The organism is Trichocoleus sp. ST-U1, assembly GCF_039961835.1.
Taxonomy (GTDB): domain Bacteria; phylum Cyanobacteriota; class Cyanobacteriia; order Cyanobacteriales; family FACHB-T130; genus FACHB-T130.
Map to the genome: position 1 here is coordinate 25,032 of NZ_JAMPJZ010000039.1, position 13,388 is coordinate 38,419.

A 13,388-nucleotide genomic window follows, 5' to 3' on the forward strand; every position below is an offset into this window, starting at 1 on the left:
AGTTTAGCGTGATGAATGGAGCGATCGCTCCATCCCACGCTAGATTCTGGTCAATCGTGGCTGGGTGAGTACATTAGTTAACCGAACCTTTGAGCGAAGCGTTATTTTCTTTAATTTCGATATCGTTTATTTTTAAACGTCCCAATTCCAGTTCCAGTTTCAATCTTTGTTCAATCTTCTCTTGAGGAATTCCCAGCCGCTGGGAAAGTTCTGCTGTGGTAAAACTCAAATTTCCTACTTTTATTTTTGTTTGTTCTTCAAGTTTTAATTGCCCATTTTCTACCCTTGGCTTACCTTCCACACCAATATAAACTTCTTTCTCTTCTAAAAAAGGGAATGTTTTTATAACTTTTTCCAACAATTCTTTCTCTTGTTGATTCAGTTCTTCTTTGGGAACTTCTGAGACATTGAATACAACCCCGCTTTCTACCTGACCATTCTTGATGGTTGTATTGAGGCCCTTGGTAGATGCCAGTAACTTACTGGTATTTTTATCTTTAGCAATTGTTGAAATTACCAAATCATTAACTTCATGTTCGCTCAAATCAATTTCTATATTTTGAGTGCCTAATTCCGCTTGCGGGTTTTCGGTAATTTTATCAATAGCAGTTTTTTCATCACCTCCATCGCGTCTGCCTAGTTTTGTTGGCAATCCTTGGCTAGCCCCAATGCTATTTTCTATTTTGGCATCAACATTTCTTTGCAATCTGTCTTTGACTGTTTGGACTTCAGCTTCATTGCGAAAGTTAATTTGCCTAACTTGGGAATTTGTAGCTTTTTCTTTGCTAATATACCATTCAGGAAGTTGGGTTGCCTGTTTCCAGTAATAATAAACTACTAAAAAAGAACTCAGGGCTAACAACAAAAATAGAAAAATGCTTTTTTTCATGTTTAACTCAATTTCCTTTTGTCACAAAATCTGATATTGATATATAAAGATTTTATTCTTCTTTATAAAAAAATTAGGTTCTTTTCTTTTTTAGGGTTCTTTATGTTTTTGGCGTTGAATAACATTGCCTGGTTCGCGGGAAGCACAGGGATGAGAAAAAGAAAAGCACCCCAGCCGCTATAGCTTGTGTAGATTATAGATGCCACCCCTATCCAAGCGAGCAACTAGAGCGCTAGGACAGGGGTGCTAGGAGCGTGCTAAGAGCAACACCGCTTCGCTACCGCGCCTACCAATAACTTCCATCAATTAAAGCATCCTATCTCTGGCTTGATTGATGGAGGGGCGATCGAGGCGCTGTTGGTACAAACAGGCAAAAAACTCAATTTCTTGTCGGGCACTTTGTTGGAGTGGTGTAGGAAGAGAATCCGCTAACACGGTAAAAGGTTCTGTGACACTTTCGAGTAAATCGTAGATTTCTTCTAAAGGTACATCCTGATATTGCCGAGTCTGTGCAGCCAGTGCTGCTGTTGGCGTTAAGTCAATCTTCTGTTGAGCGATCGCTTCTAAATCTTTAAATTGCACGGTCATATCGAGCAACTCCTTTGTTAATAAGGACGCATCTGTACAGAAGTCGATCCAGTCAACTCCCCATTAGTGTTGGGTTGAGCAGTTGAGAGCGATCGCGGTGTCTGAATTGTTGTTGGGACGCTTAATGCTGCGATTACATTGAGCAACAAGGTGATCGTGGCGGCTTGCAGAAGTCTTTTAGGCATGACTCGGTTCCCTCCATCCCCGAATAGTTCTAACAGTACGATTTGCTATAGCGATCGCACTTCGTCCCATTGATTCACCCAGTTGGGCGATTGTTTCCTGACGAAGACAACCAGCAAGATGCGATCGCTGTTGAAAAACCGAACCCCCGAGGACACAACGACAAAACACGCCTACCCTTTCAGTGCTAGCGACGGGTTTTCCCTGATGTTCTACATTCCAGCCGACAAGCCCAATCCACCTGCTGCAAGCGCACCTTCTCGCTAGGGTTGTATCGGTAGTATTTCCAGCACCCGGTACTTTCTCCTACAATCGCTAAAATTAAGAAAAATCACCCGAAAAAGCAGACTCCATGATTCCTACCGTTATCGAACAATCAGGTCGTGGCGAACGTGCCTTTGATATCTACTCCCGGCTCCTCCGGGAACGCATCATCTTCCTGGGACAACAGGTTGATTCCGACCTTGCCAACTTAATCGTGGCTCAGCTGCTGTTTCTAGACGCTGAAGATCCAGAGAAAGACGTTTACCTGTATATCAACTCTCCCGGTGGTTCCGTCACCGCAGGCATGGGCATTTTTGACACGATGAATCAAATCCGCCCGGATGTTTGCACCATCTGCCTCGGATTAGCCGCTAGTATGGGCGCTTTCCTCCTCAGCGCGGGTGCTAAAGGCAAGCGGATGAGTCTGCCTCATTCCCGGATCATGATCCACCAGCCTCTCGGCGGCGCTCAAGGTCAAGCCACCGATATTGAGATTCAAGCCAAGGAAATCCTGTACCACAAAAGACAGCTGAACGAATATCTGGCTAAACACACAGGTCAGCCCATCGAGCGGATTGAGGAAGATACCGAACGCGATTTCTTTATGTCGGCAGAGGAAGCCAAGGACTACGGTTTGATCGATCAGGTGATTAAACGCAGTCCCTCTGCTACCCGCACAGCCGTTGCAGCGGTATAGAGAACTAAAAGTTAACGGACGTGCAATTTCTGGTTAGCCCCTCCATCGAGGGGGCTTGGGAGGATCGAGTCAAGCAAATGTTGTGAGCTCCCCTCAGGAACATAGATTAAATAACTTACGCTCGTTCACGTTTTGTAGGGACATGGCAATGCTATGTCCCTACTACGCAAAAATAGGAGGTTAATCAATCCACGAGCATTCGCTCCCGATTGATTGAGGGAGAAATACAGAAAATTACACATCCCGTCAATAAAAAATGGAGCTTCCCCCATTTTTTATTGACAATGTTGCTCAGTTACTTTTCCGGTGTTGGGAGAGATTCAAGATAGCGCAGGAAATCCAGCAATTGTTCCTGATTCAGCTCCGAACGACCTCGCTTACCGTAGGTTCGCTTCAGATAATCTTTTCCTTGCTCAGCAGTCCAGCGCAAACGCTTAATTTCTACCGTCGTTCTAGCCATCGCTTCGGATAAGTCCATCTCCTCAGCAGCAGAACTTGTGCTGCCGATAGTCATATCCATCGGACTTGGCTGAATAACCTCTTCGCTAGCGTGATAACCAGGCGATGAGGTCATTGGCTGATTATGCTGGCTGCTAAACAAGCCTCCCGATATTTCTTCGGGTGTCTCGATCGCAGCATCATCCCCATAAAGCTCAGTATGGGCAGGGGAATACTCTTCTGCAAACGGGACATCCTGATTCGATAGCACGACGGGAGGTGGTGAAGCAGGTTCTTTTTGCCCCCGATCTGAGAAGGACATTCCAGCCATATCATTGAAGCTGACTGGATCGGAATACAGCCGATTTGGGCTTGGCTGCGAGGGGCTTTCTGACGGAATGACCGTTTCGCGTCTGGGGTTAGCGATCGCCCCCACTGGCACCTCAACCGCCACAGTTTGCGTAATCTGAGCATCAGACTGCGTAACTGGAGTGTTGTGGCTAGAACTTCCAGCAGGAATTCCCAAACAGTTCAACGCTCTGGCTGTTGCCTTGTCTTCTGCCAGCTCAATCTCACCGGCTGCTGCCAAACCTGTCGCTAGGATGACACCTTCGACTTGAACAGCGGCTTTGACCACGTACTTTCCTTCATGAATGGTCAGTAACTCAGTGGTCAGGCTGCCTAAGGGATAACGAACTCGGAATTGAGAAAACATAATACTCCACGCCACCCAAACCTAGTCGGGTTTTTTGGCTCCCATCAACGTTAAGTATAGTACGCCCCCTGAAAAACGATTTTAGAGAAGGTACCGCAAGAAACTAAAATAATTAGAGACTGTTCATCGGTATGGTATAAAACCATTCGCTACTGCCCGCTACGCTCGCAAGTGACCGAGTCCGTTTCACAGTGGTTGGCTTGAGAAAAGGCAGTCAGACAAAGTGCTTGTCGTCGCTTTTGTCGTCAAGCACCTGAACAGAGAAAGCACTGGTTGCTGCCAGGCGCTGGTTGCATCCGGAGTTCTTGTTCGGGACATCTGCTTGATATTCGCAAAGGCGGGCTGAAGGAGGGATGGTTGCCTGACGATGTTCCCTTGACGCTCAACTGTGGACTGTAGATTAAAGACGACCAACCGTGGACTAGAGACTACCAAACGCAGCCGTCTGTTGTCCAAAATCTGTAAAAAGACAAAATTTTGTTTGTTTACAAAGTCTAAAATCGATAGTCCAAAATCTTCCGCTCGCGTAGTGTATGCCGCGATTAACTGCGACTCCTCGCATAGCGTATATCGCGATATGCATCTCCTCGTGTAGCGCTAAGAAGGCTAGAGCATCGCGTTCGATGACGATGACAAGGTTTCGCATACTGTAGGGTGAGAAACGCGCCACCCAGGTAGTAGCGAGACATCTGTTAAAAACGCGGCGAATTTGGCGCTGCCACATCAGGGTAAAAATACCCATGCTTTCTAAGCATGGCGTCAGGATAACAAGGAGAAAAATCGCTTTCAATCGTCAGCGGTCAACAGTCAGTAGTCGGTAAGAAGAAAGAAGCAACTGTTGTAGAGACAAGGTTAGCTCGTCTCTATCAGCTGACAAATTTAGACAAACAGAATTGTTTTTATGGTGGAGGCAAACTCATAGCTGCATGGAATTTTCAATCGCTACACTACTTTCTAATTTCACAGATGACAAATTAGTTGCTCCTAAGGTTCTGGAAAAAAAACTGCGTTGCCAGGATGAAGAGAGCTTAACTAAACTACAAATTGCCTTGGATGCCTTGGAAAAAATTGGCATTTTGGTCAAAGATCGCGGTAAGTATCGGCGCGTCCAAGAAGAAGATGTCGTCGAAGCCAAACTGCGCTGTTCGAGTAAAGGGTTCTGCTTTGCCATTCAGGAGGTAGAAGGAGCGGAGGATATTTACGTCCGAGAGAGCCATCTGAGTACTGCTTGGAATGGCGATCGCGTTCTCGTCAAAGTCACCAAAGAAGGAAACCGCAAACGCTCTCCAGAAGGGGAAGTACGGCTGATTCTAGAACGAGCCAATCCCTCGGTCTTAGCACGAGTCAAGCAAGTCGAAACCGGCTTTAGAGCCGTCCCTCTAGACGATCGACTGCTATTTGAACTGAATCTGCATCCGAACGGTCAAAACTTGGCGGAAGCCGTCGATTACCTGGTTCACGTCGAAGTTTTACGCTATCCCCTGGCATCGCAGCCGCCGATTGGCAAAGTCGCTCGCATTCTCGGCAGCAATGCAGAAGCTGCCGCAGACACTGATATTGTCTGTTGCAAGCACGACTTACCTCGCAACTTTCCATCTGAGGTGCTTAGAGCCGCAGAGGAATTGCCCAAACAGCCAAGTCAAAAAGATTTCAAGCACCGGCTGGATTTGCGGAATTTGTTAACTCTTGCCTTTATTCCTGAGCCTTCAGGAGCGGGAAGTGAGAACGAAACCGCTCAGCACGTCACAGAAAACGCTCTGACTCTTAACAAAACAGAGGCTGGAGTGTGGCAGTTGGGCGTCCACATCACGGATGTTGCCCACTACATTGAGCCACAAGAAGCCCTGGATCGGGAAGCTCGCAAGCGGGGAAACACCGTCTATCTCGGAGACATGGTGCTGCCAATGCTGCCGGATGCTGTTGCCAGTCGCTGCTCCTTGGTACCCGGCGAAGCTCGCTTAGCGATCTCGGTACTGTTAACTCTCGATTCCGCCACCGGACAAATGGTGGAGTATGAGATTCAACCCACGGTGATTCAAGTAGATCGCCAACTCAGTTACGACGAAGCGACAGCAATTTTAGAGCGTCATCAAGATGCCGAAGCGCCAGTGTTTGAAATGCTCAGTCAGTTGTTTTACGAGCTGAGTCCGGCAGTGAAAGCACAGCGCCTAGGGAGGGGAGGATTTGAACTGAATCTGCCCGGTACTCAATTGCCCTACAACGATGAAGGCATCCTAGGAGCGATTGTATTTTCGGGAGGAGTGCGTTCTCTAGTCGTAGAGTTGATGCTCCTGGCAAATCAAGCGATCGCAACCCATTTGCAAGCACTCTTTCTGCCTGCAACCTATCGCATTCAGCCTTCTCCAGACCCGGAGGATGTGCAGGAATTGATGAAGTTGGCGAGTAATCTAGGCATGGAACTGCGTTTAGAGCAGGAAGAAGCCGTGACATCACGGGATTATCAACGTTTTACTCAAATGTTCGCTCAATCCCAGTCAGAGCGAGTCTTGATGTATCTGTTGCAGTCCACGCTGAGACCCTGTGGTTACAGTACAGCTCCCGGCTCTCACTTTGGTTTGGCTTTGGGAATCGGCGAGGACGAAAGCCCTTACACGCACTGTCTCTCACCGCTGCGACGCTACGCAGATTTACTGATGTCGCGGGTATTGCTTGCTGTATTCGAGAAAGGGCGCGATCGCCGAACCACTCGCGCCAAAGAAAGCGTGAATCTGCGTCATAGTTCCGCCCACGGCAATATCAACTGGAATGTCTTGCCACCAGACGTGCAAGAAGATTTAGAAAGCCAGCTACAGGGTATCGTTGTGCATCTCAACGAGCGTGAAAAGCTGACTTCAGATGCACAAGCGGATCTGGAAGGACTCAAAAAAGCCGAGCTAATGAAGGAGCGCACGGGAGAGGTCTTCCAGGGCTTAATTACCGGCGTCCAGTCGTACGGGTTCTTTGTGGAAATTGAAGACTTGCTAGTGGAAGGACTGGTACACGTCAGCTCTCTTAAAGATGACTGGTACGAGTTTCGCTCTCGTCATGCTTGTCTGGTTGGACGGAAAAGCCGCGTTTCTTATCGTCTAGGCGATCGCGTGGAAGTCCAAGTTAAGAGCGTTGATTACTATCGTCAGCAAATTGACTTGGTCATTGTCGGCGGCGGTAGCGAAGCCAGCAATGAGGATATAGAAGCAGATCCTTCTGCCGATCCTGAATTGGATGAATAGCTAATCGTTAATGGCTCATGGTGTGTTCAAGAACCATGAGCCATTAACCGTTTAGCTAATTACCCATTACCTACTACTAATGACCAAACCCCTTATCCTCGGCATCACGGGTGCCTCTGGCTTAATTTATGCCGTACGTGCCTTAAAATTTCTGCTCCAAGCTGAGTACAGCGTTGAACTGGTTGCCTCCAAATCTACTTACATGGTTTGGCAGGCAGAGCAAACTATCCGGATGCCTGTAGAAGCAGTGGCACAGGAACTATTTTGGCGACAGCAAGCTGGAGTCGAAACGCAGGGTAAACTTTACTGCCATCCTTGGGGCGATGTGGGAGCCAATATTGCCAGTGGTTCCTTCCGCACCCTAGGGATGGTGATTATGCCGTGTAGTATGAGTACCGTGGCGAAACTGGCAGCTGGCTTAAGTTCCGACCTTTTGGAGCGAGCAGCAGATGTCCAACTCAAGGAAGGGCGGAAACTGGTTCTTGTGCCCCGCGAAACGCCCTTTAGCTTGATTCACCTGCGTAACCTGACGGCTTTGGCAGAAGCAGGTGCCCGAATTGTCCCAGCAATTCCTGCTTGGTATCACAATCCCCAAACAATTGAAGACTTAGTAGACTTTGTGGTGGCGCGTGCCTTAGATCAGCTAGATATTGACTGTATCCCGATTAACCGATGGGAAGGAAAATGAAAAATTAAAAATGTAAAATTGAAAATACAAGAAGAAATTCTGCATTTTTAAGCTTTAATTTTTAATTTTTAATAGATTATGCCTGCGATTCGGATTTTACTGCTGATGTTGGTGCTAGGGTCCGTAGCACTACTTGCTTTACAAAATTTGTCGCCGGTGCTAGCGCTGGTATTTTTGGGTGCTAAGACGCAAGCGCTACCTGTAGGGGTTTGGATTTTGGCAGCGATCGCAACGGGTGCCCTGACTGGCAGTTTCTTACAATTGTTGAGCTATCTACAACGGCGTCCCTTACAAGCACGCATCCGCAAACTAGAAGCTACAGAACCCCCTCGTGCCAACCAGTCGCGGCGGGAAACTGCCCAATCTACCTATACCACTCAACAAACCTCTACCACTCAACAAACCAGGTACACCCCTCCCCCTCCGCCAGAGCCAACGAATACCGATGCGGATGGAGATGACTGGGAAGAGGAGGTTGCGGAGGATGATGATTGGGGGGATGAATCAGAGGAACCGCGCGATCGCACTCCAAGCCGACAACCGTTTGCAAAAGAATCTGTAGAAGAACGTACAACTTACGAGCGTCAGCAAGAACCGAAAAGCGCCTCTCGATCGGGTTCCGTCTATTCTTACAGCTACCGGGAACCGCGCAATTCTGGGGTGGGAAAAACTGAAGCCGTTTATGATGCTAGTTACCGGGTAATTACCCCGCCCTATCAGGAACCTGAACCTGTACGGAAAACCAATCCGGATGAGGACGACTGGGGATTTGAAGACGAGGACGACGAGTTTGACACTGATTGGAAGAACCGATAAGCCTAGAGGGTGACTTTTTTTTGTGAGGGTTTCCCTCAACCCCTCTCCGGGGAAGCATTCACACGCTTTATTATTTTGACTCCTGAATGCTCAAGTCATTAACCCCAAGAATTAACTCCAAACCACTGCTTATAACCGCATCAGTTCGCGCGATTGCTGCTTAACAAGACCTGTCATTGCGGCTTTCTGCAAGGTCATGAAGGCATTAAAATCCTCATTGTCATACTTTTTTCTTAATAACTGTCGCAGTTGATCTTCAGCTTCAACGGTTAAATATCCAATAGTCAGTGCTTGTTCGACAAGTTCGCGGATGAGCATCATAATTTGTCACCAACTCAATCAACACCAGGAGAAACCATTAGGTTTTGAAATAGGGAATTCACGTCAGTTAATTTACGGATGCCTTTTCTGAGGCAGGGCAATATAATTGAGCCGCAGGGTAGGGTAATGCCGTTAAAACCTAGGAAAACCATCGCTTCACCTCTTTTCTCCCTCTCAAAAACTGTGAAATTTTAATGAACTTTAGATGAAAGTTAGATAAAGTCTCCCTAAAATTTAAGGATAGCCAAAATATTAAAGAAACTTCATCTAACAATCGTTATTAAATTCGTTAGAACTTCATCGTAACTTCGTTAGGATTTCATAATTAATCCGTTAGAATCAGGCGTTGACAGCCTTTATTGGGGTTAGCAACGCGAGAGAATGGTATCAACTGTTGAGCGGCAGGACGACGAGTTTACAGAAGCAGCAAATAATTGGCATTTAGAGAAGCTTTATCTAGATTTAGCATCTGCCAAAGGAAGGAGTTTGACGCCAGTTGAGAAGAAATTCTTAAGAGGATTGTTGTGTGGCTATAGTCCAGCAGAAATAGCAGACACTGTCTACAAAAGTCGCACTAGCAGTGCCGTTAGAGTTTACTTATCGAATGGGCTGTACAAATACATTCAAGAACTCCTGATTCGCCAGACGGGTGACGTTATAAAAATCAAGAACTGGAGCCGCGTCACCAACTTGCTCTCAAAAGCTGGATATAAAATAGATTCCGCTAACGTATCCGAACACGGTCAAGCTGAGACATCTGCCATCGGGACGGCGAGCGCTTCCCAGGATTGGGAAGAAGTGATTGATGTAGCAGCTTACTACGGTTGCGAGGAAGAACTGGCAACCTTAGAGCAGTGGATTGTCCACGACAGCTGCCGCTTAGTGGCATTGTTGGGGATAGGGGGAATCGGGAAAACTGCTCTTGCTGTAAAGCTAGCAGAACAGATTCAGCAAGATTTTGAGTTTGTAATTTGGCGATCGCTACGTCATGCTCCATCAGTTCAAGATTTGGTGGCAAACTTGGTTCAATTTCTGTCGCAGGGACAGGAAATCATCGGTCACGCAACCGCAGACGAGGGAATTTCCCTACTGATGGCTTATCTGCGATCGCACCGCTGTCTGATCGTCCTCGATCGAGCTGAGGAAGTTTTATCTCCTATCCAACACGCTGGATACTATCGTCCCGAATATGAGGGATATGGGGAACTGTTCCGACGTCTGGGAGAAGAACGCCATCCTAGCTGTCTGGTTCTCACCAGTCGGGAGAAACCGAAAGAAATTGCATCCTTAGAAGGGGAAAACTTACCCATTCGTTCCTTAGAACTGAGGGGGTTGTCAGCATCCGATGGACAAGAGTTACTGCAACTCAAAGGTTTAGTTGGCTCAACCGAAGAATGTAGAGTCCTGATCAACCGCTATGCGGGAAATCCGCTAGTCCTGAAAATTGTAGCAACGACGATTCAAGATGTCTTTGACGGGAATATTACCGACTTTTTAGCAGAAGGGTTGGTTGTCTTTGGGGATATCCGAGATCTATTAGATCGGCAGTTCAATCGCCTCTCGGACTTAGAAAAAAAAGTAATGTACTGGCTGGCAATTCGTCACAAGTTAATTCCTATACGTTCCTTGCGAGACGAGGTGGTGCCGGGAGTATCGAAACGGCAGCAGCTAGAAGCAATGGAATCTTTGCGACGGCGATCGCTGATTGAAAAAACCTCGAATAATTTCACCTTGCCACCTGTTGTCAGGGCGTATCTCGCTGACAAATTAGTTGAGCAGATTTGTGAAGAAATGACGACTAAAGACGTGGCTCTTTTATTAAGCTTGGGGCTAATTAACGCTCCATCTGGGAGATACGAAACCAACCGTCGTCTAACCTTACCGGGTTAACATTACCGGGTTAATAAAGGGCTGGAAAGGACGATTTTTCGCCAATGCTTGGCTTAGCCGCTAGCATCTCCCACAGGAAAGTCGCTGAGAAAGGGCGAGTTCGCGGGACTCTTGCCTCACTTGACCCAGCATTGCAGCTTGCTGCAACTGCATAAAAGCGTTGAAGTCTTCTAATCCATACTTAGTTGTTAAAAGTCTCCGCAGCTGTTCTTCGGCTGCAACAGTTAAGTAGCCTGTACTCAAAGCGTGTTGGACGACTTCGCGGATATTGCTGAGGTTATTTTTCATGGTAGAACACCCAACTTTGATGATCCTAAGTGAGATTACCGTGCTTCACAATTTAACCTTATTAGGCAACCGTAACATTACTGAAATTGAAACAAAGCAATTATAGGGTAATTTCAAAGTAATTCAAAGCCAAGTTGGTTGCTCAAGTTAATAGTTTGCAGGATTTTGTTGATACAAAGCTCCAAATTTTGTCAGAAATACGCAAAAAGGTCTATCGGTATCTATATGGCTGGTGGATTTGACCTCAGAAGAGATAACAGTAACGTTTTTTTGTCCGCAAGCTTAAAGAAAAAGCTACACGAAGAATTCAACAGAAAGTACAAGCCTGAAGGCAAGCGTGCCTTAATGCAAGAATTTTTGAGTGCGTGGCGGAAACAACTCAATACACTTGAACCCTCCCGCCAAGCTTTACAAGCGATTTTGAACTCGGAGAGCCGCCAAACCTGCGAGTATCGGATTGCCAATGGCTTATGTCATCTGTTATTGAACTGTTCCTATGATGAATGGAGCGAGTTTTCTAAGAATGCTCCGGACAATTCTCAGAGCTTGCTATCCTGTCCAATCGGGGAACAGGTCGTTCCTCAAGACTCCTTGTCTACTACTCCTGGTACAAGATGCTGGGAGGAGAATGGAACCCTCAACGCCCCAGCCGAAGCACCACTAGAGCGGGGCAAAAAACGCCAGCGGGGCTTGTTTATCCCCAATCCGCGATGTCGAATGGTGTGGGGGCGAGAAAGCTTCATTCAAGAAGTATTGAACCGCCTAGACGATCCCGCCGAACTCTCTATTTTTTCCCTCAGCGGCAGTCCAGGGTATGGCAAATCTGAAGCTGCCAGCCAAATTGCGAAAGAAGCACTCGACAGAAATCTGTTCGCGGATGTGGTGTGGGTGACAGCGAGGCAAAGTGAGTGGGTGGATGGTTACATCAGCCAGGAAAAGCAGTTTGAGGCGCTGACGTGGAAGAAATTTTTAAATGGAATCGCGCATCAACTGGATTGTCCCCCTGAGCGAGTTCACCAGCGTTTGAGAGCAGAGAAATTGCTAGTCGTCTTGGATAATGCGGAAACCGCACAAGTTGAAGATATTCTGGCGAACCTTATCAAAATGCTCAACCCCAGTCGGGCACTGATTACCAGCCGACACCGAACTAAACCTCCGTATGTGAGATTAATCGAAATCCCAGGACTCGAAGCAAGATGGTCGTCTAAATTGTTGGAGGATGAGGCAAAATACAACAACATTTCGGTAATCAGGCAGGCAAGCAACGAACAACTTTATCAAATGCATCAATTGTCTTGCGGCGCACCCTTAGCACTGCATTTCCTAGCTGGGCGAGTATTCCACGATCAAGCACTTGAGCCAATCTTGTCGGAATTAAAGCATGCCAGCCGACAAGTAGAGACCTTCTACCGCTTCTGTCTAGAGGCAGCGTGGCAGCGAATCAATGTGGCAGCAAAAAATGTACTGCGTTACCTGGGTGGGGTGGATGCAACGGTTAGCAGAGCCGAGTTATCTCAAGTTGGGAAATTGCTGGATTTAGACTTAGATGCAGCACTAGCGGATCTGAGACGATGGTATTTGATTGAAGACGTACAAGATGAGCTAGGCAATCCCCGCTACGATCTGCATCCTTGGGTAAGAAGCAGCGTGCGCGGCGGATTGGTAGAGAAGTGGCAATCGTCGCTGGAAGACATAGATAAAGATAGCTACCTGGAAATTTGTATGTAGGTAAAAAAGTAAATTTCTTCCGTTGATGGTTACACTAGGACAGCGATCGCTCTTGCAATTGTAAAGATGGAAAATAGCAATCAGAACCTGCGCGACCGACTCAAGGGCATCAATGTCTACCTGATTGGCATGATGGGTGCGGGAAAGACAAGCGTAGGACGCTTATTGGCACAGCATCTGGATTATCACTTTTTCGATACCGACGCGGTGATTGAGCAAGTTGCGAAAAAATCGATTAATGATATTTTTGCCAGTGACGGCGAAGAAAGCTTTCGGAAGCTGGAAAGCCAAGTGCTGTCCGAATTGTCGGCTTATACGAAGTTAGCGATCGCTACTGGCGGCGGTATTATCCTGAAGCGAGAAAATTGGAGCTATCTCCAACACGGTCTCGTCGTATGGCTGGATGTCCCTGTGGAACTTTTAGTCGCCCGTTTGCAAAACGATACCACCCGACCTCTGTTAAAAAACGCTGACATCGCGACCGAATTCCCAAAGCGGTTTGAGCAACGAAAACCGCTGTACGCCCAAGCCGACCTGCACATCACCGTTGGCGAGGGGCAAACTCCCGAACAAATTGCGACGCAAGTAATTGAAGCTATTCCCACAGTTCTTAAGCCAAAGCCAGACAATAACGGTCAGTAAAACTGGAAACA

Annotated in this window: 12 protein-coding genes and 1 pseudogene; 7 read left to right on the plus strand and 6 right to left on the minus strand. The window is 47.1% G+C overall.

Features of this window, described 5'->3' with window-relative positions; translation table 11 throughout:
• Positions 1–73: 73 nt before the first annotated feature.
• The 3 genes from NDA06_RS15175 to NDA06_RS15185 form a co-directional block, all read right to left on the minus strand.
• Positions 74–889 carry a hypothetical protein gene (locus tag NDA06_RS15175; RefSeq protein ID WP_190986408.1) on the minus strand — a complete coding sequence of 272 codons (816 nt, stop codon included), beginning with the start codon at positions 887–889 and terminating at the stop codon, positions 74–76.
• Positions 890–1,195: 306 nt separating this feature from the next.
• Positions 1,196–1,477 (minus strand): hypothetical protein, encoded by a 282-nt coding sequence (locus NDA06_RS15180; RefSeq protein ID WP_190986409.1) that lies wholly within the window; start codon positions 1,475–1,477, stop codon positions 1,196–1,198.
• A 17-nt stretch (positions 1,478–1,494) separates the two neighbouring features.
• Positions 1,495–1,662: a hypothetical protein gene (locus tag NDA06_RS15185; protein WP_190428773.1), complete on the minus strand. Its 168-nt coding sequence runs from the start codon at positions 1,660–1,662 to the stop codon at positions 1,495–1,497.
• Between the two features lie 347 nt (positions 1,663–2,009).
• Between NDA06_RS15185 and clpP the strand changes: the two are divergent.
• Positions 2,010–2,621, plus strand: a pseudogene (gene clpP, locus NDA06_RS15190) (ATP-dependent Clp endopeptidase proteolytic subunit ClpP); the annotation flags it as partial.
• Positions 2,622–2,916: 295 nt separating this feature from the next.
• Here the strand turns inward: clpP and NDA06_RS15195 are convergent.
• The gene (locus NDA06_RS15195) at positions 2,917–3,774 is read right to left on the minus strand and encodes a hypothetical protein (RefSeq protein WP_190428771.1); all 858 of its coding nucleotides are present in this window, start codon (positions 3,772–3,774) and stop codon (positions 2,917–2,919) included.
• A 926-nt stretch (positions 3,775–4,700) separates the two neighbouring features.
• Between NDA06_RS15195 and NDA06_RS15200 the strand changes: the two genes are divergently transcribed.
• From NDA06_RS15200 to NDA06_RS15210, 3 genes are all read left to right on the plus strand, one after another.
• Complete coding sequence (locus tag NDA06_RS15200) at positions 4,701–7,004, plus strand: ribonuclease R family protein (protein WP_190986410.1); 2,304 nt, start codon at positions 4,701–4,703, stop codon at positions 7,002–7,004.
• Between the two features lie 79 nt (positions 7,005–7,083).
• Positions 7,084–7,692: a flavin prenyltransferase UbiX gene (locus tag NDA06_RS15205; protein ID WP_190410662.1), complete on the plus strand. Its 609-nt coding sequence runs from the start codon at positions 7,084–7,086 to the stop codon at positions 7,690–7,692.
• Positions 7,693–7,770: 78 nt separating this feature from the next.
• Complete coding sequence (locus NDA06_RS15210) at positions 7,771–8,508, plus strand: LapA family protein (RefSeq protein WP_190986411.1); 738 nt, start codon at positions 7,771–7,773, stop codon at positions 8,506–8,508.
• Positions 8,509–8,637: 129 nt separating this feature from the next.
• On the opposite strand, the gene NDA06_RS15215 is transcribed toward NDA06_RS15210, so the two are convergent.
• A complete protein-coding gene (locus tag NDA06_RS15215; protein WP_190410913.1) occupies positions 8,638–8,829 on the minus strand; it encodes a hypothetical protein in 192 nt (63 codons plus the stop codon).
• 381 nt (positions 8,830–9,210) lie between these two features.
• Between NDA06_RS15215 and NDA06_RS15220 the strand changes: the two genes are divergently transcribed.
• Positions 9,211–10,719, plus strand: a complete 1,509-nt coding sequence (locus NDA06_RS15220) for an NB-ARC domain-containing protein (protein WP_190986412.1) — start codon at positions 9,211–9,213, stop codon at positions 10,717–10,719.
• A 60-nt stretch (positions 10,720–10,779) separates the two neighbouring features.
• Here NDA06_RS15220 and NDA06_RS15225 read toward each other — a convergent pair whose 3' ends face one another.
• Positions 10,780–11,007, minus strand: coding sequence for a hypothetical protein (locus NDA06_RS15225; protein WP_190410665.1), 228 nt, complete (start codon positions 11,005–11,007; stop codon positions 10,780–10,782).
• A 270-nt stretch (positions 11,008–11,277) separates the two neighbouring features.
• On the opposite strand from NDA06_RS15225, the gene NDA06_RS15230 reads away from it, so the two are divergent.
• On the plus strand, positions 11,278–12,735 hold the full coding sequence (locus tag NDA06_RS15230; RefSeq protein ID WP_190986413.1) for an NB-ARC domain-containing protein: 1,458 nt from the start codon (positions 11,278–11,280) through the stop codon (positions 12,733–12,735).
• 66 nt (positions 12,736–12,801) lie between these two features.
• A complete protein-coding gene (locus NDA06_RS15235; RefSeq protein WP_199324161.1) occupies positions 12,802–13,377 on the plus strand; it encodes a shikimate kinase in 576 nt (191 codons plus the stop codon).
• Positions 13,378–13,388 lie beyond the last annotated feature (11 nt).

Bases quoted from the DNA above. Each gene is read 5' to 3' on its own strand.
- NDA06_RS15175 (WP_190986408.1), bottom strand. From the start codon at position 889: ATGAAAAAAAGCATTTTTCTATTTTTGTTGTTAGCCCTGAGTTCTTTT.
- NDA06_RS15180 (WP_190986409.1), bottom strand. From the start codon at position 1,477: ATGACCGTGCAATTTAAAGATTTAGAAGCGATCGCTCAACAGAAGATT.
- NDA06_RS15185 (WP_190428773.1), bottom strand. From the start codon at position 1,662: ATGCCTAAAAGACTTCTGCAAGCCGCCACGATCACCTTGTTGCTCAAT.
- NDA06_RS15195 (WP_190428771.1), bottom strand. From the start codon at position 3,774: ATGTTTTCTCAATTCCGAGTTCGTTATCCCTTAGGCAGCCTGACCACT.
- NDA06_RS15200 (WP_190986410.1), top strand. From the start codon at position 4,701: ATGGAATTTTCAATCGCTACACTACTTTCTAATTTCACAGATGACAAA.
- NDA06_RS15205 (WP_190410662.1), top strand. From the start codon at position 7,084: ATGACCAAACCCCTTATCCTCGGCATCACGGGTGCCTCTGGCTTAATT.
- NDA06_RS15210 (WP_190986411.1), top strand. From the start codon at position 7,771: ATGCCTGCGATTCGGATTTTACTGCTGATGTTGGTGCTAGGGTCCGTA.
- NDA06_RS15215 (WP_190410913.1), bottom strand. From the start codon at position 8,829: ATGATGCTCATCCGCGAACTTGTCGAACAAGCACTGACTATTGGATAT.
- NDA06_RS15220 (WP_190986412.1), top strand. From the start codon at position 9,211: ATGGTATCAACTGTTGAGCGGCAGGACGACGAGTTTACAGAAGCAGCA.
- NDA06_RS15225 (WP_190410665.1), bottom strand. From the start codon at position 11,007: ATGAAAAATAACCTCAGCAATATCCGCGAAGTCGTCCAACACGCTTTG.
- NDA06_RS15235 (WP_199324161.1), top strand. From the start codon at position 12,802: ATGGAAAATAGCAATCAGAACCTGCGCGACCGACTCAAGGGCATCAAT.